At 62.7% G+C, this 18,016-nt stretch carries 17 protein-coding genes; 3 read left to right on the top strand and 14 right to left on the bottom strand.

The window, feature by feature from the left end:
* Positions 1 to 106: 106 nt before the first annotated feature.
* Both V1290_RS30015 and V1290_RS30010 read right to left on the bottom strand, forming a co-directional pair.
* Positions 107 to 1,300 carry an efflux RND transporter periplasmic adaptor subunit gene (locus V1290_RS30015; RefSeq protein ID WP_334367718.1) on the bottom strand — a complete coding sequence of 398 codons (1,194 nt, stop codon included), beginning with the start codon at positions 1,298 to 1,300 and terminating at the stop codon, positions 107 to 109.
* Between the two features lies 1 nt (position 1,301).
* Positions 1,302 to 2,003, bottom strand: a complete 702-nt coding sequence (locus V1290_RS30010) for a TetR/AcrR family transcriptional regulator (protein WP_334367717.1) — start codon at positions 2,001 to 2,003, stop codon at positions 1,302 to 1,304.
* A 314-nt stretch (positions 2,004 to 2,317) separates the two neighbouring features.
* Between V1290_RS30010 and V1290_RS30005 the strand changes: the two genes are divergently transcribed.
* The 3 genes from V1290_RS30005 to V1290_RS29995 all read left to right on the top strand — a co-directional run bounded on the left by V1290_RS30005 (position 2,318) and on the right by V1290_RS29995 (position 6,005).
* Positions 2,318 to 3,538, top strand: a complete 1,221-nt coding sequence (locus V1290_RS30005) for a cytochrome P450 (protein ID WP_334367716.1) — start codon at positions 2,318 to 2,320, stop codon at positions 3,536 to 3,538.
* 498 nt (positions 3,539 to 4,036) lie between these two features.
* Positions 4,037 to 5,503 (top strand): Spy/CpxP family protein refolding chaperone, encoded by a 1,467-nt coding sequence (locus tag V1290_RS30000; protein ID WP_334367715.1) that lies wholly within the window; start codon positions 4,037 to 4,039, stop codon positions 5,501 to 5,503.
* Positions 5,504 to 5,510: 7 nt separating this feature from the next.
* On the top strand, positions 5,511 to 6,005 hold the full coding sequence (locus tag V1290_RS29995) for a c-type cytochrome (RefSeq protein WP_334367714.1): 495 nt from the start codon (positions 5,511 to 5,513) through the stop codon (positions 6,003 to 6,005).
* Positions 6,006 to 6,038: 33 nt separating this feature from the next.
* On the opposite strand, the gene V1290_RS29990 is transcribed toward V1290_RS29995, so the two are convergent.
* From V1290_RS29990 to V1290_RS29935, 12 genes are all read right to left on the bottom strand, one after another.
* Positions 6,039 to 6,914 (bottom strand): hypothetical protein, encoded by an 876-nt coding sequence (locus tag V1290_RS29990; RefSeq protein ID WP_334367713.1) that lies wholly within the window; start codon positions 6,912 to 6,914, stop codon positions 6,039 to 6,041.
* A 14-nt stretch (positions 6,915 to 6,928) separates the two neighbouring features.
* Positions 6,929 to 8,293, bottom strand: coding sequence for an MBOAT family O-acyltransferase (locus V1290_RS29985; protein ID WP_334367712.1), 1,365 nt, complete (start codon positions 8,291 to 8,293; stop codon positions 6,929 to 6,931).
* A 126-nt stretch (positions 8,294 to 8,419) separates the two neighbouring features.
* On the bottom strand, positions 8,420 to 8,800 hold the full coding sequence (locus V1290_RS29980) for a hypothetical protein (RefSeq protein ID WP_334367711.1): 381 nt from the start codon (positions 8,798 to 8,800) through the stop codon (positions 8,420 to 8,422).
* A 189-nt stretch (positions 8,801 to 8,989) separates the two neighbouring features.
* Positions 8,990 to 9,280, bottom strand: coding sequence for a hypothetical protein (locus V1290_RS29975; protein ID WP_334367710.1), 291 nt, complete (start codon positions 9,278 to 9,280; stop codon positions 8,990 to 8,992).
* Positions 9,281 to 9,514: 234 nt separating this feature from the next.
* Positions 9,515 to 10,378: a sugar phosphate isomerase/epimerase family protein gene (locus V1290_RS29970; RefSeq protein WP_334367709.1), complete on the bottom strand. Its 864-nt coding sequence runs from the start codon at positions 10,376 to 10,378 to the stop codon at positions 9,515 to 9,517.
* The gene (locus V1290_RS29965) at positions 10,378 to 11,571 is read right to left on the bottom strand and encodes a dihydrodipicolinate synthase family protein (RefSeq protein ID WP_334367708.1); all 1,194 of its coding nucleotides are present in this window, start codon (positions 11,569 to 11,571) and stop codon (positions 10,378 to 10,380) included. Before V1290_RS29965 ends, V1290_RS29970 begins: the two co-directional genes overlap by 1 nt.
* Before the next feature lie 12 nt (positions 11,572 to 11,583).
* Positions 11,584 to 12,735, bottom strand: a complete 1,152-nt coding sequence (locus V1290_RS29960) for a Gfo/Idh/MocA family protein (protein WP_334367707.1) — start codon at positions 12,733 to 12,735, stop codon at positions 11,584 to 11,586.
* The gene (locus V1290_RS29955; RefSeq protein ID WP_334367706.1) at positions 12,732 to 14,135 is read right to left on the bottom strand and encodes a hypothetical protein; all 1,404 of its coding nucleotides are present in this window, start codon (positions 14,133 to 14,135) and stop codon (positions 12,732 to 12,734) included. Before V1290_RS29955 ends, V1290_RS29960 begins: the two co-directional genes overlap by 4 nt.
* Positions 14,136 to 14,146: 11 nt before the next feature.
* Positions 14,147 to 14,995 (bottom strand): ABC transporter ATP-binding protein, encoded by an 849-nt coding sequence (locus V1290_RS29950; protein ID WP_334367705.1) that lies wholly within the window; start codon positions 14,993 to 14,995, stop codon positions 14,147 to 14,149.
* Positions 14,996 to 15,172: 177 nt separating this feature from the next.
* The gene (locus tag V1290_RS29945; protein ID WP_065744176.1) at positions 15,173 to 16,171 is read right to left on the bottom strand and encodes an ABC transporter substrate-binding protein; all 999 of its coding nucleotides are present in this window, start codon (positions 16,169 to 16,171) and stop codon (positions 15,173 to 15,175) included.
* Positions 16,172 to 16,226: 55 nt separating this feature from the next.
* Positions 16,227 to 17,036 (bottom strand): ABC transporter permease, encoded by an 810-nt coding sequence (locus V1290_RS29940; RefSeq protein WP_334367704.1) that lies wholly within the window; start codon positions 17,034 to 17,036, stop codon positions 16,227 to 16,229.
* Positions 17,037 to 17,298: 262 nt separating this feature from the next.
* The gene (locus tag V1290_RS29935) at positions 17,299 to 18,006 is read right to left on the bottom strand and encodes a TetR/AcrR family transcriptional regulator (protein ID WP_334367703.1); all 708 of its coding nucleotides are present in this window, start codon (positions 18,004 to 18,006) and stop codon (positions 17,299 to 17,301) included.
* Positions 18,007 to 18,016: the final 10 nt, after the last annotated feature.

The following is an 18,016-nucleotide window of genomic DNA, read 5'->3' as shown; positions in this document are numbered from 1 at the left end:
GCTGAATTCAGCATTTCCGGGGGGCGGTCGAGCCATAAGACCGCCGCCCATCTTTCTTTCGCCGCGGCTCCTCAAGGGAGCCGCACCATTTATCAGTAGCGCGTTATCAGTAGCGCGGCGGCTTCGCCGGAATCGCCGGCACCGGATCGTTCGAAATCGTCACGGCAGCTCCGGACTGCAGCTTGAGCTGGCCCACCGCCACGACGCGGTCGCCCTCCTTCAAGCCCTTGAGGACTTCGGCGCGGCCCTCAAGGCGCTTTCCGGTCTGCACGAAGGTGCGCGTCGCGATCAGGCTGGTCTTGCCGTCCTCCTCCTTCTTTTCACTGAGGAGGTAGACCGAGTCGCCATAGAGCGTGTAGTCGACCGCGGTTTCGGGCACGGTGACGACCGGCGGCTTGTCCGGCAGCACCACGGTGGTGGTCGCGAACATGCCGGGCTTGAGGATCTTGTCCGGATTCTGGATCGTCGCCTGCACGCGAATGTTGCGCGTGTCCGCCGCGATCTGCGGCTCGATGGTGGTGATCTTGCCCTCGAAGGTGCGGCCCGGATAGGCGTCGACCGCGATCCGAACGATCTGGCCGACCTTGAGCTGGCCGGAGTCCTTTTCCGTCACGGTGAAGTTCGCATACAGCATCGACAGATCGGTCAGCGAGACGATCTGCGTACCCGCAGTCAGATATTGTCCGACTTCGACCCTGCGCACGCCGAGTTCGCCATCGAAAGGCGCCCGCACCAGCTTCTGCGAAATGATCGCTTCGGTCCTGGCGATGCCGGCGCTGGCCTGATCGAACACAGCCTGGGCGTTATCCACCGTCGCCTGTGGCCCGACCTGACGCTCGGCCAACTGCTTGGCGCGATCGAGCGAGAGCTGCGCCAACCGCTGCTGCGCCTTGTAGTTGGCGAGATCCGCCTGCTCGGGACCGTCGAACAACTGCACCAGCGGCGTGCCCTCCTTCACGCTGGCGCCCGCCGTAAACTGGATATCGGTGATGCGGCCGTTGACGTCGGAGGTCACGTTGACCTGGTGCACGGCAGCGAGATCGCCGACCGCGGTCAGAAGATTCGGAATCGTTTCGGACTTCGCCGTGGCGATGTTGACGCTGGTCGGCGGCGGCTTCATGGTCGCGAAGAACTGCGCGATCATCTTGCCGCGGAAGTAGTTGAACCAGACCAGGCCACCAACCAGCAAGGCCAGCAGCGTTCCTACGATGATGAGCCACCGCACCATGCGGACCGGCCGCTTGTGCGGCTTTTCCGTTATCGGCTTGCCCGAAATCTTGTGTTCGGTCACGATATTCATGTCATGCACTTTCTGCAGTTACCGATTGTCCCGAATTCGGTGACAGCTCGCCGTCCAGATGAGAAGCAATTGCGGCTTCGGTAAGTCCGATGCCGCGCAGGATGAATTGACACAACTGCCGCTCCAGGTCGGCGGCGTTGCCGTAAGAAAGACAGGGCACGGGCGGAAGCCTCGTCAGCGCCGCCATCAGCACGGTGTGGTGCGCGAACCAGAACAGGTTGAGCGGATCGCTGCCGATCCGCGCCGCGTCGCCGGCCGTTACAGCGCGCTCGATCGACGCGGTGAACACCGGCCCGATCAGGCCGGCGACCTTGTCATAGAGCAAACGCGCGAACTCGCCGTCATCGAGATGGCTGGTCGTCATCAGCCGCAGCCGCTGCGCTTCCTCCTGATCCGAGCCGTCCGACACCTCCATGAAATGGCCAACCATGCCCTTGACCAGCTCAACCAGTGTGGCAGTCGAAGGCTGCTGGCCGAGCAGGTGCGCGAAATCCGGATCGGCCTCGCACTCCTCGGCGAGGATTTCGGCATAGAGCGCGGCCTTGGACGGGAAATGCTTGAACAACAGCCCTTCCGAAATGGCTGCAGCCGCCGCCACGCTCTTGGTGGTGGTGCCGGCAAAGCCGTGACGGGCAAAGCACCGCTTGGCGGCGCTCAAGATCAATTGCCGCCGCAAGTCACTGGTCATGCGCAGGGTAGACATGGGGGCGTGAGTAATCACTCACCTTTGCGAAGTCAAGGATACATTGCAGCGCACTAGGCGGATTCTGCCACCGGGTGGCATCAAAGACACGGCCTCATCACTTTGTTTAAGCACGCTTTTTCTGGAAAACGGTCCTCGCGTTGCAGACTTATCCCGAATTGGTCGCAACCCCAAGGCGCTTGGATCAAGGCGCTTGGATGGTGTGGACTGAAAGCTGCGCCGACTTGACGCTTTGAAAGCGACGTCTAAGATAGTTGCAAATGCGACTAATTTGACGGCCGCTTACCTTTCCGTCCCAACGAGTACGGCGAGCCATGAATCTGGATGCGCGCGAACTGGCGGCCACATTCGACCTCGAAAAGCTGACGCCCGAGTTCTATGCCAACCCCTACCCGACCTATCGCGCGCTGCGCGAGAGCGAACCGGTCAAGCGGTTGCCGAACGGGTCGTATTTCCTGACCCGCTACGACGACCTGGTTGCAGCCTACAAGAACACCAAGGCCTTCTCGTCCGACAAGAAGAAGGAGTTCTCGCCGAAGTATGGCGACTCCCTGCTCTACGAGCACCACACCACGAGCCTCGTGTTCAACGATCCTCCCGCCCACACCCGCGTCCGCCGGCTGATCATGGGCGCACTATCGCCGCGCGCGATCGCCGGCATGGAGCCCGACCTGGTCCGGCTGGTCGACCGCCTGCTCGACGCCATCGCCGCCAAGGGCAAGGTGGACCTGATCGACGATTTCGCTGCTGCCATTCCGATCGAAGTGATCGGCAATCTGCTCGATGTGCCGGAGAGCGAGCGCGATCCCTTGCGCGACTGGTCGCTGGCCATTCTCGGCGCGCTGGAGCCGGTGATCGGCCCGGACGCCTTCGCCCGCGGCAACACGGCGGTGAAGGATTTCCTGGCGTATCTCGAAGGGCTGGTGGCGCGGCGACGGGCCAAGCCCGGCAACCCCGACCGCGACGTGCTGACGCGACTGATTCAGGGCGAAGACAATGGCGAGCGGCTGACCGAAAAGGAGCTGCTGCACAACTGCATCTTCCTGCTCAATGCCGGGCACGAGACCACCACCAACCTGATCGGCAACGGGCTGGTCGCCTTACTGAACCACGCAGGCGAGAAACGCCGGCTGATTGAAAATCCCGATCTGATCAAGACCGCGGTCGAGGAAATGCTGCGGTTCGAGAGCTCCAACCAGCTCGGCAACCGCATGACCGTCGAGCCGTTCGAACTCGGCGGCGTCGCGATGCCGGCGGGCACACCAGTGACGCTGTGCATCGGCGCCGCCAACCGCGACCCCGCCCAGTTCGCCGATCCCGAACGTTTCGATATCGGCCGCACGCCGAACCGGCATCTGGCCTTCGGCACCGGCGCGCATCAATGCGCCGGCATGGCGTTGGCGCGGCTCGAGGGCGCCATCGCGATCTCGCGTTTCCTCGCGCGCTTTCCGGATTATGCGCTCGACGGCGAACCGGTACGCGGCGGCCGCGTGCGCTTCCGTGGATTTCTGAGCGTGCCTTGCACGGTCAGCTAAGGCGCAGGCGAACTGTATCAGTCCTGCGCCGTAAAATCGCAACGTAAGCCATAGCCGCGACGAACGATTCCTGCGCTTGCGCGTTGATGCTCCTGGGCGACGAAGCGAGGGAGTGAGATCATGCTTTCGAGCAGCGCTCGCATCGCAGCATTTTTGCTCGGTATCTCCGCGATAGCGGTGAGCACCGGCTCGTCCGCCCAACATCGAGGAGGCGTTGGTCCCGGCGGCGGGGCTGCTCCAGCAGCGCGACCGGCTGCACCGCCACCGGCGATGGCTCGCCCGGCGGCACCTCCAGCCATGGCTCGCCCGGCGGCGCCTCCAGCCATGGCGCGACCCGCCGCGCCCGCCCCGACGATCCGTGCAGCTCCTTCGCCGCAACGTCCATCGATAGCCCCACAGGCCGCGCCGCGTATCGCCGCGCCACCACGGCCGGCAGCGCCGCGTGTCGTAGCGCCGCGGCCTGAGATTCATCGTGCCACGCCGTCGCAACGACCGGCCATGGCGCGGCAGCCCGAACCGCGCATCACCGCACCAGCGCGGCCGGGCGCATCGCCTGTCGTAGGCGCCGGCCCGTCGCGAAGGGAACAGATCGAAACGCGTGCGCAGCAGCGTGAGCAGCGCCTTCAGCAGCGGCAGCAAATGGTGCAGGAGCGGCAGCGCGATATGCTGTCGCGCCAGAGCACGGAGCGGCAGGGCCGCATCGATCGCTTGCAGCAGCGCGTCCAGCAGTTGCAGTCGCAAAAGCCGGAAGGTCTCCGGGCGCAACGCGAGCAGCAAAGATCGCTGCAGGCTCAAAACCGCCTGCTCCAGCGCGAGCAACGCATCCAGGAACGTGACCAGGCACGCCTGCAGCGGCTGGGGCCACAGCCCTCGGCTGAACGATCCGCCTCTGCCGCGGCCGTGCAGGCCGCTGCCCGCGGGCGATTTTCCGCGCAGTTCCGCAGCAATGATGCCCTGCAAGCCCGCGCGGCGCTGACCGCCCGGGAGAACCGCTGGGCTCCGCGCCACGCCTGGCGGCACGGCCATCGCGCCGCGTTCGTGGCCTGGCTCGGCCCGGTCTTCTGGCCTTACGCCTATTCCGACATCTTCAATTACACGTTCTGGCCCCACGCCTACGACCCCGGCTATTGGGCGTATGCCTACGACGACTTCGTCGACACCGTGTTTTGGGGTACGGACAGCCCCTATTCCGCCTACGCCAGATATCCCGAGCCCGGGGCGGCAGTCACCGATTTCCGAGCGGGCAAGCGCGCAAGCGTGAGCCAGCAGGCGCTCCGGCAGGTGTGCAGAGAACCGGACGAGGGCGTGACCGCCTGGCCGATTGCGTCGATCGTGCGCGCCGTGCAGCCGACGCCCGAGCAGCGCGCCCTGCTCGACGAATTGAAATCCGCCGCGGCAAAGGCCGCCGACGTCTTCAAGAATTCCTGCGCCGACTCCTTTGCCATGACGCCGCCCGGTCGCCTGCGGGCGATGACGAACCGCGTGACGGCTACGCTCGACGCGGTAAGGATCGTGCGTCCGGCGCTTGAGCGGTTTTACAATTCGCTGAACGACGAGCAAAAAGCGCGCTTCAACGCGCTCGGCCCGAACGTCGGCGAGCGTTCGCAACAGCAGCCGCAGCAGGAAGCGAATACGCAAACCGAGGCTTGCGGCGATCCGAAATCCAGCCTCACGCGGCTACCGATTGAGCGGATCGAGGCTGTCGTACGGCCGGCGGGCGAGCAAAAGGAGGCGCTTGACCGCTTGAGCGACGTGACCAAGAAGGCGGTTGCAGGGCTGCAAGCTGTCTGCCCGGACGACGTGCCGCTTACGCCGGTCGGGCGACTGGATGCGATGGAGAAGCGGCTCAAGGCCATGCTCGAGGCAGCCGATTGGGTGCAGGAGGCGTTGGATAAGTTCTATGCCACGCTGAGCAACGAGCAGAAGGCGCGCTTCAATACGATGCCGCAGGTCGCAGGCCAGTGACCGAAACATGCCCGGCATCCTTCTTGACGAGGATCGAATGAGGCAATCGCATTTTGTCACGCTGCTCGCCCGGCCGAGATCCAGCCGGCGAGACGCACGTTTACGGCACGGTCGGACGTTCCTGATAGGCGCGTTGAGCGGACTGGCGTATATGCTTGCTTCGCCTTCCGCCCTGCCCCAGGCGCCGCAAGGCGCGGAGGGCGTCTCAGGACAACAGGCGTTCAACAATGCCTGTCGAACGTGCCACATCATGAGAGAGGGCGACAATCGGCTGGGCCCCAACCTGCACAAGATTGTCGGACGCAAAGCGGGATCGCTACCAGACTATGGGTTTTCCAGCGCAATGAAGGAGGCAGGATTCGTCTGGGATGAGGAGAAGCTCGATCGCTTCATTGCCAACCCCGATGAGGTCGTGCCCGGCAACAGCATGAAGCCGTATGGCGGCCTCTCATCGAGCGAGGATAGAAAAAAGATCATCGCCTTTCTTGCTCAATCACGATAGCGCCGTAGCCCGGCTTTTCGAGAAAAGCCCCCGTCATTTCACCGCGCGCGCCAATGCCAAAGCGCGCTCCATCGCCTGCGCTACGATGACCGCAGAGCGCTCGTCGAGATGAACACCATCGGCCCAGCGCAGCTCGCCCCGGTTCACTTCGACAGATAGCCATCGATTGGAATCCGGAAACGCGGCGTGAATGATTTCCCGCGTGATCGCCGCATGCCGCGAGCCTTCGATCGGCTCGGAATAGGGTAGCTCGAACAGCAAAACGCGCGCACCGCGTTGTTCCATGATCCGGATCAGCTCCCCAATCCGTTTCGCGCTAATCTGCACCGCATCCGTCGGATCCTCCGCATTGGATTGCTGCAGCGCTCGATCCGCGTAGACCCGGTTGTCGAAATCGCTCGGCCGCTGCCCGATCAATCTGCGCAGTTCGAGCGAAACCTGCTCATGCGTCAGCGGCGCGTGAAGCCGCTGCTCATAAGCGGCTACCGCGGCCCTGATCGGGCGAAAGAACAATGGCTCGGCATCGCCGCGTGAGTAACGTTCAACCAGCGCGGCATCGGTCTGACGGACGAGAACATTCGCTTCGACCAGAATGAAGCTCGGAAGCTGCGGCTGGTTCGCAACGATCTCCAGCCCGGTGAGCGGCGAGCCGCCCGAAAGCGCCAGATTTCTCAGCTTGGGCGTTACAAAATATTCCTCCCTGAGGCGGAGCGTGATCGAGCTGCCCACGAGCACGACGTCAGGCAACGGCTCGCGCAGGTAACGGCTGAGCGTAATCAGCGTGCCGTCCCGCGTTGTCGTTGCCGGCATTTGCAGCCCGCTGCCGAAGCGGACGGTAGCGAAGCCGCAGGCGCTCAAGACAATCGCCGCGCCGGCACCGCATTTTATCAACCACCGAACGGCAGACACGTCTTCCTCGCTCCCTAGAACTGAAAGTAGATGAACGACGTTTCCGGGCCGGCTTCCAGATACGCCAGCGCGGCCATCGAGCCGTAGAGATATGGCTCCGCCCAGCGCAGCTTTCCCTCCGACAGCGGACGAAGACCGAGGTGCTGAATCATGACCGGCAGCGAATAGAGCAGCGCCAGGTTGTAGAACAGCTTCGTCGGGTTGGGATTCGTGCTCGGCGTAAACATACCCGTGAGGTAGCCGACCGCATGATCGAAGTTCGGTAGCTTGAAGAAGATCCAGAGCATGGTGACGCAGACGAAAACGACGGTCATCCGGGCCGCTCGAAATACCGCAAAGTCGATCGACGCCAAACGCGCCAACAAGGGGCGTTCGACCACCAGCAACAGGCCGTGCAACAGCCCCCAGATCAGATAGCTGAGGCCGGCGCCGTGCCAGAGGCCGCCTAACCCCATCACGATCATCAGGTTCAAATAGGTGCGCCATACGCCATGACGATTGCCGCCGAGCGGGACGTAAAGATAGGTCCGCAACCAGGTCGACAGCGAGATATGCCAACGCGTCCAGAACTCGGAGAACGAGGTCGAGATGTAGGGAAGATTGAAGTTGATCGGCAAACGATAACCGAACAGCAGGGCAAGGCCGATCGCGATCGCGGAATAGCCGAAAAAGTCCGCATAGATCTGATAGCTGTAGAGGAAAACCAGCAGCCAGCGATCCTGGGTCTGCAGCGTCTCGTAGAGCGGGAAGCTCATGTAAGACGTCATTTCATTGAGGTTGTTGGCAACGTAGAGCTTGAAGAAAAGCCCGGTCAGGATCCATTTCGCGGCCTCGACGAACGGAATGTCCGCAAAGTATTTCGGCTTGATCTGCGGCATGAACATTTCCGCGCGTGTGATCGGACCCGAAACGAGCTGCGGAAAGAAAATGATGTAGAGGAAGACGCCGGTCAGCGTCGGCGGCGCGCCCTTCTGCCGGGTCAAATCGACCAAGAGGCTGATGTTGTGGAAGACGAAAAATGAAATGCCGATCGGCAGCGGCAGCTTCAGAAGAAAATCGAGCGGCGCGAAATCGACCAGGCTGGGGGACGCCGGATCGATAAACAGCAGTTTATATTTGAAGAACGCCAGCAGCGCGAGGTTGAAGGCGATGCCGGCCCGCAGCCAGAGCTGCCGGTTTCGCAACGCCAGGACCAGGAAAAGATATGTTCCGAGAACCGCGACAGCCAACAGCGCCAGCAGTTCCGGCTGGCCATAGCCGTAAAAGAACAGGCTGGCGAAGACCAGCAGTTGGACCTGAAATGCTCGCAGTGCCGGAAGATAATACGCCGCGAATACGATCGCGACGAAAATGCCGAACTGCCAGGATGTGAAAGTCATGCCGCCCCAACGGTGGTTGGGGAAGCTCTAGCATTTCGGCCCGGGAGGGCCTAGCCGGAACCCGGATTGCCGGCCTGGAGCAGACCGCTCGACGCGGCTCGATTCCGCCACAGATGTCGGGAAGTTCTAGTTGCCGGCCGTGTTGAAGCGGGAAAGGTCGCAATCCCGTTCGGCATATTTCACGCGCCGCAGGCCCTCGCGGTCTTCGACCACGGTCGGCCGGCAGCGTTCCCTCCAGGCAGCTTGAGCCGCTTCATCGGCTTTCAGTTCTTCCGCGGTGCGGGGCGTGATCTTCACGGTGCCGCGGCTGCCGACGTAGAAATTGGTTTGCTGACTGGGAAGCAGCGGCGCACCCGAAGCAATGGCCGCGGCCTTGGCATTCGCTTCGGCCTGCGCCGCGCGGGCGGCCTGGGCGGCATCTGCGGCATGGCCGTGGTCCATCGCGAATTGCGCGGACGCGGACGATACCGAAGCGACGACGATCGAGATTGCGATGAAGACGCGCATGGACACTGCCCCTTGATGAATGCGTCTGTCAGGAATGACCGACAAGCATTGAGGCGGCGTAAAGCTGTGTGACTAACCGGATCGCAATTTGATCGATAAAGGTTTAGCGGTCTTTCGGGCGCGCGTTGCCCACCGTTCATCGAGCTGTAGGGCTCGGAATTCTCCTCGCTCGCGGCGAGGAGAATCTTGCTACTCGCTGCGGCCGAACTCGCAGCCCTTGCGGGCGTACACCAGGCGGACGACACCTTCGTTGTCGTAGGTGCGTTTCGGCTTGCAGAACGCTTCCCACTTCTCGATGCTGGCGCGCCTTGCCTTCGCGTCTTCCTGATTCTGCGCCTCGCTGCGCACCGGATCGTCCAGATAGGATGTCGTGCACACCCTGCCGTAGAACTTGCTGTAGGTGCAGCGTTCCACGACCTGCCAAGCCTGCGCCGATGTCGACAGCAGGGCCAGTGTTGCAATTGCGTAAAGGATTTTCATGTTGTCGCTCATCGCTCGAGGAGACTTTCTCCGTGCGACTAGCTAGCGCCGGAGTTTATCGAGGCGCAACGGTAACCCTTTGTTAATCTAAATACCCGCGGTAAAGGTTAAATCTGGAACCGCGCGCTGTCTCTTCATGCGACGCTATCACGACCAGAACGCGCGTCAGTTCACATACGAGACAACACCGTCCGTCATTGAGACAGCGGAACAGGCGTCTTCGAGTGACGGCTGCTAGACCACCGTCCGATGCCGCGCGATGCAGGTCTGCAGGACCTCGTCCATCGGCCTTGTCCACCACTCGTTGGAGAAGATTTCGATCTCGGAATAGCCGGCAAAGCCCTGCGCCTCGACCGCTGATCGCACAGATGTGATGTCGATGACGCCGTCACCCATCATGCCGCGGTCGTTGAGGATGTCTTTTGTCGGCACCAGCCAGTCGCAGACGTGAAACGCCAGCAATCGATCTTTCCCCGCGCGCGCAATCTGCGGCATCAATTCCGGGTCCCACCAGATGTGATAGACGTCGAGCGCAACGCCCAGCGCACCGGTGCGCTGCGGGTCGAGCTGATCGCAAATGTCCAGCGCCTGCTTCGTCGTGTTCACGCAGGCACGGTCGGCGGCGTAGGCCGGATGCAAAGGCTCGATCGCGAGCGGCATGTTGGCCTCTCTCGCATACTCCAGCATTTCCGCGATCGCGTCATGGACCTGCGTCCGCGCGGCCGCAATGTCCTTTGAGGCCGCGCTTCCCGGCCGCGAATATTGCGGCAGGCCGCCGACGACCAGCACGATACAGGGCGCACCCAGCGCCTTGGCTTCGTCCACCGCGCGGCGGTTGTCGTCGCGTGCCTCGATGCGACGCGCCGCATCCGCCGTGAACATGCCGCCGCGGCAATAGCCGGATAATTCAAGCCCGGCGTCGCGCACCGCCCGCACCGCGCGCTCGAGGCCAATGGCCGCAACCTGGTCGCGCCAGGGATCGATGGCGCGGATGCCATGCCGCGCGCAAGCATCGATGATGGCAACGAGATCGCCCTGCTTGCGGACGGTTGCCGTGTTCAGCGACAGCCAGCGATGATCGCTCGAGAAATCACGCATCAGGGTTCGATGCCGCGCGTTGCCAGCACCGTCTTCATGCGCCGCGTTGCCAGTTCGGGGTTGGAGAGCAGCCCAGCTTTGTCCGCAAGGCGAAACAATTCGGCCAGATGCAGCGTCGAGCGCGTGCTCTCCTGCCCGCCGACCATCGTGAGATGATCCTGATGGCCGTTGAGATAGGCCATGAACACGATGCCGGTCTTGTAGAACCGCGTCGGCGCCTTGAAGATATGGCGCGACAGCGGCACGGTCGGCCCCAATACGTCATGGAAACCGGCCTCGTCACCGGCGGCCAGCCGCGACAGTGCATAGGACGCCGCCGGAGCGATGGCATCGAAGATGCCGAGCAGCGCATGCGAAAAGCCTTGCTCGTCGCCCGCGATCAGTTCGGCGTAGTTGAAATCGTCTCCGGTATACATCTTCACCCTGGGATCGAGGCGACGGCGCATGTCGATCTCGCGCTGCTTGTCGAGCAGCGAGACTTTTACGCCATCGACCTTGGCGGCATTGGCGTTGATGATGGCAACCGCCGTATCCATCGCCTTGTCGAGATCGGCCGTTCCCCAATAGCCCGATAGCGCCGGGTCGAACATGTCGCCGAGCCAGTGGATGATCACGGGCTCGCGAACCTGTGACAGTACCTGGTTGTAGACCTTTGCATAGTCGTCGGCGCTGCGGCCAAGCTTTGCCAATGCGCGCGAGGCCATCAAGATGATGCGGCCACCGGCCTTCTCGACCGCCGCGATCTGTTCCTCATACGCGCGGATCACATCGTCGAGGCTCTTTGCGTCTTCCACTGCGAGGTGGTCGGTGCCGGCGCCGGAAAACACCAGCGCATTGCCCTTCGCTTTCGCAGCCTTTACCGAACGCTGGATTAGTTCCAGCGAAGTCGGCCAATCCAGCCCCATGCCGCGCTGCGCGGTGTCCATCGCCTCGGCAACGCCAAGGCCGAGATCCCAGACATGCTCGCGAAACGCGATGGTGCGGTCCCAGTCGATGACGGATGTCAGCCACGGGTCTTTGTCGGCGAGTGGGTCCGCCACAACGTGCGCGGCCGAGAAGGCCACGCGGTTGAGCGCACCTTCCAGCTTCGCCGGAAACGTCCGCGATGCCGCCAAGCGATAATCCTCGATTTTGCGATCCGCCGTCGGCAGCTTCAGCGACAGCGACGACATCGGCAGGACTGGCTTGTTCATGCTTAAGCCTCCTCACACCTTGATCGGGGCAACGTCGATCCAGCGCCGCTCGCGCCAGCTCTGCAGCGCGCATTCGGCGAGTTGCACGCCCTTGGCGCCTTCCAGCAGCGTGTATTTGTAGGGCGCGTCCTCGCAGACGTGGCGGATGAACATTTCCCACTGCTCCTTGAAGCCGTTGTCGTAGACAACGTTGTCGGGAACTTTCTGCCAGTCGGCATAGAAATCATGGGTGCGCTTCTCGTCCGGATTCCACACCGGCCGCGGCGTCGCCTGGCGCGCCTGGATCACGCAGTCGGTCAGGCCCGCCACCGCCGAGCCGTGGGTACCGTCGACCTGGAAGGTCACGAGGTCGTCGCGGTAGACGCGCGTCACCCAGCTCATGTTGATATGCGCGATCACGCCGCCCTTGAGGCGGAAGGTGGCATAGGCGGAATCATCGGCGGTCGCCGTGTACTTCTTGCCCTTTTCGTCGAAACGTTCGGGGATGTCGGTGGTGCCGAGGCAGGAGATGCTCTCGACCTCGCCGAAGAGATTGTCGAGCACGTAGCGCCAGTGGCAGACCATGTCGAGAATGATGCCGCCGCCGTCCTCGCTGCGATAATTCCATGACGGCCGCTGCGCTTCCTGCCAGCCGCCCTCGAACACCCAATAGCCGAACTCGCCGCGCACCGACAGCATCCGGCCGAAGAAGCCGGAATCGCGCAGGAAGGCGAGCTTCTTCAACCCCGGCAGGAACAGTTTGTCCTGCACCGTGCCGTGCTTGACGCCCTTGGTCTTGGCGAGCTTCAGCACCGCGACCGCCTCCTCCAGGTTGGTCGCGATCGGCTTTTCGCAATAGACGTGTTTGCCGGCCTCGATCGCCTTGGTCAGCAGCGACGGACGCGCCTGCGTGGTCGCGGCGTCGAAGAAGATCGTATCGCTCTTGTCGGCCAGCGCCTTGTCGAGATCGGTCGACCAGCGCTCCACGTTGAAGCGCTTCGCAAGACGCTCGACCTTGTCCGCATCGCGGCCGATCAGGATCGGGTCGGGCAGCATGCGGTCGCCGTTCGACAGCAGCACGCCGCCCTGGTCGCGGATCGCGATGATGGAGCGGACCAAATGCTGGTTGAGTCCCATCCGGCCGGTCACGCCGTTCATGATCAGGCCGAGGCGTTTGGTCGTCATACTGCTTTCTCCAAGGGAATTCTGGCTGTGGGCTGCGCGAGCGACGACATCGCGGACCAGTCCGGATGCGTGGCCGTGGCGAAGCCAGGTGTGGTCAGCGATCCCGTCAGGAGATCGCCGTCATGGATCGCGAGACGAACTTTATTGCCGTCGCGGACGTAGAGATCGGGATGGCCCGCGATAAACGCGTCCGCCTCAGTGGCCGGCGTATCGCTAAAACCATCCACATAGTGGTGGCCGTTGCGCTCGGCATGGGTGACGCCGATCAAAGCACCGAGCGCAAGATCCTGCTGCACGGCAAGGCCCGCCTGGCAGGTCAGGTCTTCGCCGGCGATGAAACATTTCTCGCCGGCGGCACTCCATCTGGCCGCGCGCGTAGCATTGATGATGGACTTGTAGATGCCCTTGCAGGATTTCGAGGAGATGCCGCGATAGCCGAGCGCCCGGGCCACCGGAAAGGCGTCGTAGGAATCGTCAGCCTCGTCGACGATGAAATCGCGCCGCGTCAGCGCGCCGAGCGGCGATTGGCGTGTGATGTCGCGCGGCATCGGCTGCTCGATGTAGAGGAGCTTCTGCGCGATCGTCTGCAGCGCGACATCGCGGTCGAGTTGCTCGACAAGCGCATTCAATGCAGTGAGGTCGGCGTACTGTTCATTGGCGTCGAGCGTGACGCGGTAATCGTACGACAGCATCGCCAGTTCATTGCCGATCCGGATCAGCCGATCGGCATCGTGCGCGGGGTCGCCGTTTAGCTTAAGCTTGAAGTAGCGCGCGCCGGCGTTTTCTCTGATGTCGGCAACGCCGCCCTCGCCTTCGACCTTGTCGTCCATGCCGACCGTGTGCCGGATCGCGACGCGCTCCAGCCGTTTTCGGCCTGCGAGAAAGCGCGACACGTCATCATCGCCGAGATCGCGCGACAGGCGTGCATCCACGCCTGCGATGTTGTCGGCCATGCCGTCGAAGAAGCTGGCTCCCGTGCAACGCAGCAGCGCGTCGAGAATCGCCTTGTCGATCTCGGCCGGCCCGTAGGCCGCCGCCAGCGGCGGAATGTCTTCTCGCGCGCAGGCTTCGATCTGCGCGCCGATGCAGGCCGCATGCAGGCCGAACGCAGTCTCGAAGCCGGAATGCGCCAGATAGATGCCGCGCGCGATCAGAAGCGAGCGACGCAGCTCCCCGACTGTCTGCTCTGGCGCGAGATGCGGCCGCTTGTCGAACCATTTTGGAACCAGAAATTCGGCGCTGGCGCCAGTTGCCGTTCCCCTGCCTTCGACCTCGACCTCGACCCGCACGAAAGCCTGCGGCGTTGCGTTGATCACGACCGCGCCGAACCGGAACGGCCGGGCAAAGGTGACCGGACGTTCGAAAAAGGAGATGTCTCGTACGGCCAAGCGTAACGGCATCGAGCCAGCTTTCAGTCCAGCGCGCTTTGCGTGAAAAAGTGCTTGCGAATCCGCTGCACCAGTTCGGTGAAGGCGGGATCGGCCATCGCGTCGAGCGAGCGCGGGCGCGGCAGCGGTACGTCGTAGATCGCGGCGATCGCACCGGGCCGCTCGGTCATGACAAGCACGCGATCGGCCAGGAACACGGCTTCCGGAATCGAATGCGTGATCAGCAGCACGGTCTTGCCGGTCTCGCGCTGGATGCGCATCAACTCGACATTCATCTTCTCGCGCGTCATGGCATCGAGCGCGCCGAACGGCTCGTCCATCAGCATGATCTTGGGGTCATGCACCAGCGCCCGGCAGATCGAGGCGCGTTGCTGCATGCCGCCGGACAATTGCCAGGGCAATTTTTTCTCAAAGCCCTCCAGGCCGACCAGCTTCAACAGCGCTTTCGCCCGCGGCAGATATTCGTCGCGCGGCAATTTCTTCATGTCGATCGGCAACATCACGTTGGACAGGATGTTGCGCCAGGGCAGCAACAGCGCGTTCTGGAACACGATGCCGACATTGCCGTGCGGTTTTGTAACTTGCTCGCCTTCGACCAGAATCTCCCCCGTCGACGGCGCGAGCAGCCCGGAGATCATCTTCAACAGCGTGGACTTGCCGCAGCCGGACGGGCCGACCACGACAAAGAACTCGCCCTCGTTGATATGGAAATCCAGCGGCCGCAGCGACGGCACGTCGCCGTCGCGCGAACGATAGGTTTTTGAGACGCCCGATAGCGTGATGCCAGGTGCCGCGGAGCCGGCGCGATCGGACACCAGGCGCAGATGCGCGGCTGGTTGGTCGATCTCGGTTGGTTTGGTCGCAGGATTCATTCAGCTAAGTCCATCTTTCCGTCGTCCCTGCGAACGCAGGGACCCATACGCCGCGGCTTGTCGTTCGGGCACTCCGGCAGAGACCTTCTGCAATAACCAGGGCCGGTGGTTATGGGTCCCTGCTCCGTGCGCAACCGCGCACTAGGCAGGGACGACGATAGATCCGCCATCAATGGCTTACGAACCGCCCTGCGGCAGGTAGTCGTTGGTATAAAACGCCTTCGGATTGTCCTTGGCCTTGGCATCCAATCCGCCATATTCGACCATCAGATTGACCGTGTCGGTCATGTTCTGGTCGGTCACCTGGAACGGCCGCTTGTTCTTGGTTTCAGCCGTCCGGTACAGCGGGATCGTCAGCTCAAAACCCTTCGTCAGCGTCTCGATCTTGCCGCCCTTCGGATTGGCATCGAGGATCGACTGCGCCGCCCCCTTCGGATCCTTCTCGGCGGCTTCGACCGCTTTCGTCGTCGCCGACATGAAGCGCTTGACGAGATCGGCATTGGCCTTGACGAAATCGGTGTTGGCGACGACGCCCGAGCAGACCATGTTGATGCCGTAGTCGGCGAACTTGATCGCGTTGACGTCCTTACCGGTCGCGTCCTTGATCTTCATCGACTGGTCCATGACATAGCCGAGCAATAGATCGGCCTGGCCGTTGATGACAGCGTTGAGCTTGGTCTGGCCGTCGCCGGCCACCGTCTGGAAGTCGCTTTCCTTCAGGCCGGTCTTCTTCAAAAACAGCGGCCAGATCTGCGTCATCGAGTCCGCAGGCGTGATCGCCACCGTCTTACCTTTGATGTCCTCGGGCTTCTTGATGTTCTTTTCGACGAAGCCCATCGCCGACATCGGGCTGGTCTGCAGCAGCACGCCGGTGGCCACGATCGGGGCACCCTTGACCGCCGCGCGCATCATGGTGGGCACGTCGACATAGCCGAAATTGGCGGTCTTGGCCGCAACGGCCTGCGTGGTCGCCGCCGAGCCGCGGCCTTCCTGAATTTCGAGATCGATGCCCTCGGCGGCATAAATGCCCTTGGCCTTGCCGTAATAGAACGGCGCGTGCTCGCCATAGACATACCAGTTCAGCATCAGCACCACCTTGTCGGCGGCCGATGCCGGAAGCACCGAAAGCGCGGTCCAGATCAGGGCGGCGGAGATCGCCGTTATCACTCGTATCATGGTCATCCTCCCGTTTGGTGATGCAGCCCTTGGATAGGCCGCCTGTTGGTTTGGCTTAGGAAGCAAAAATGATGTCCTCGCGCTGGCTGACATGCCAGGGAATCACGAGGCGTTCGATCCGGTCGACGACCCAGAACAACACCACGCCGAGCAGCGCCAGGATCACCAGCGCCGCAAACATCGTCGGCAGGTCGAAGGTGCCGATCGAGCGCTGCATCACGTAGCCGATGCCGGAATTGGAGCCGACGAACTCGCCGACGACCGCACCGACGACGGCAAGCGTCACCGAGACTTTCAGGCCGGAGAAGATCGCCGGCATCGCGTGCGGCAGGTTGACGGCGCGAAACACCTGGAAGCGGCTGCCCTGCATCGCGCGGGCGAGATCGACCATGTCAGGATCGACCGACTTAAAACCCTGCACGGCGGAGACCACCACCGGGAAAAACCCGAGCAGAAACGCCGAGATCACCTTTGGGATGATGCCGAAGCCAAACCACACCACGAACAGCGGCGCGATCGCGATCTTCGGCACCGATTGGGAGAACACCAGCAGCGGATAGACATAGCTCTCCACCGTCTTCGATCCCGCGATCAGCATGGCGACGGGAATGCCGAACACGGCCGACAACAGGAAGCCGCAGATGGTGGCGTAAGTGGTGGGCCAGGCCTGCCGCAGCAGTTCCGGCCAATCCGTCCGCAGCACCGCCACGACATCGCCCGGCGCCGGGATCTGGTAGGCCGGAATCTGGAACAGGCGGATGGTGAGGTCCCACATCACCACGATGAACAGCAGGAACAAAAACGGCCGCACCCACGCCGCGTTCAGCGCTTTCGACACACCGCTCTCGCGCTTCAGCTCGGCCAACGTCCCGCTCCCTGGTCATCGTCTTATGGGTGGGAAATTAACTCGTTGGATAAATACTGGCAAGCGGGTTTTTGTGCGGCAATTTGGACTATCGCCGTCGTCCCGCGAACGTACCCTGGCGTATGAACCCCAGAACGCCGTCGCCCCTGCGAACGCAGGGGCCCATAACCACAGGCGACTGTTTGCGAAGGCTGAGGCCGCCGTCCCGGGCACGACAATCAAGGTCGGTGGTTATGGGTTCCTGCGTTCGCAGGACGACGGCTCACACCGGCTGATGCGCTGGCGGCCGCACGCCCGGTGTCGCAGGCTTGCCGAAATCCGCGGTCGATTTCCCCGTCAGCGCCGCCAGCACCAGCGCCACCATATGGGCGAGGCGCTCGTCCCTCGCCTCCTTCTTCAGGAGGTCGCGGCCGAAGATCACGGAAAGCGTCGCGCTGTTGGAGAGATAGAAGAAGCACAGCGCGGCGATCGAGATATAGAGTTGGACGGGATCGACGGCGACGCGGAAATCGCCGCTTTCGACGCCGCGCGTCACCACGGTGCGGATCATCTCGACGAACGGCGAGTGCATCGACTTCACCTTGGTCGAGCGCTTCAGATGGCGCGCCTTTGCAAGGTTCTCGGTGTTGAGCAGCGCCAAAAATTCCGGGTTGCGAAGGAAATAGTTCCAGGTGAAATCGATCAGCCGTTCGATCGCCTCGGGCGGATCGAGGTGTTCGAGATCGAGCCCGCGCTCCTCGGAACGGATCTTCTCATAGGCGCCTTCCAGCACCGCGAGGTAGAGGTCTTCCTTGTTGCCGACGTGGTAGTACAGCATGCGCTTGTTGGCGCCGGCGTTGGCCGCGATGCGATCGACGCGCGCGCCGGCCAGGCCATGGGCGGCGAATTCCTGCTTGGCGGCCTCGAGAATGCGAAGCCGCATCCCCTCGGGGTCGCGCTGCCATTTCTGAACGCGTTTTGCCTTTGCCAAATCAGTCGCC

Origin of the sequence: Bradyrhizobium sp. AZCC 1578, assembly GCF_036924675.1 — a bacterium.
Classification (GTDB): domain Bacteria; phylum Pseudomonadota; class Alphaproteobacteria; order Rhizobiales; family Xanthobacteraceae; genus Bradyrhizobium.
This window is presented reverse-complemented; position numbering and strand designations above follow the sequence as displayed.

Coding starts and splice junctions, on each gene's coding strand:
- V1290_RS29995 (WP_334367714.1), top strand. CDS start 5,511: ATGCCCGGCATCCTTCTTGACGAGGATCGAATGAGGCAATCGCATTTT.
- V1290_RS29965 (WP_334367708.1), bottom strand. CDS start 11,571: ATGAACAAGCCAGTCCTGCCGATGTCGTCGCTGTCGCTGAAGCTGCCG.
- V1290_RS29975 (WP_334367710.1), bottom strand. CDS start 9,280: ATGAAAATCCTTTACGCAATTGCAACACTGGCCCTGCTGTCGACATCG.
- V1290_RS30010 (WP_334367717.1), bottom strand. CDS start 2,003: ATGTCTACCCTGCGCATGACCAGTGACTTGCGGCGGCAATTGATCTTG.
- V1290_RS29955 (WP_334367706.1), bottom strand. CDS start 14,135: ATGCCGTTACGCTTGGCCGTACGAGACATCTCCTTTTTCGAACGTCCG.
- V1290_RS29980 (WP_334367711.1), bottom strand. CDS start 8,800: ATGCGCGTCTTCATCGCAATCTCGATCGTCGTCGCTTCGGTATCGTCC.
- V1290_RS30005 (WP_334367716.1), top strand. CDS start 2,318: ATGAATCTGGATGCGCGCGAACTGGCGGCCACATTCGACCTCGAAAAG.
- V1290_RS29985 (WP_334367712.1), bottom strand. CDS start 8,293: ATGACTTTCACATCCTGGCAGTTCGGCATTTTCGTCGCGATCGTATTC.
- V1290_RS30000 (WP_334367715.1), top strand. CDS start 4,037: ATGGCGCGGCAGCCCGAACCGCGCATCACCGCACCAGCGCGGCCGGGC.
- V1290_RS29960 (WP_334367707.1), bottom strand. CDS start 12,735: ATGACGACCAAACGCCTCGGCCTGATCATGAACGGCGTGACCGGCCGG.
- V1290_RS29945 (WP_065744176.1), bottom strand. CDS start 16,171: ATGATACGAGTGATAACGGCGATCTCCGCCGCCCTGATCTGGACCGCG.
- V1290_RS29950 (WP_334367705.1), bottom strand. CDS start 14,995: ATGAATCCTGCGACCAAACCAACCGAGATCGACCAACCAGCCGCGCAT.
- V1290_RS29970 (WP_334367709.1), bottom strand. CDS start 10,378: ATGCGTGATTTCTCGAGCGATCATCGCTGGCTGTCGCTGAACACGGCA.
- V1290_RS30015 (WP_334367718.1), bottom strand. CDS start 1,300: ATGAATATCGTGACCGAACACAAGATTTCGGGCAAGCCGATAACGGAA.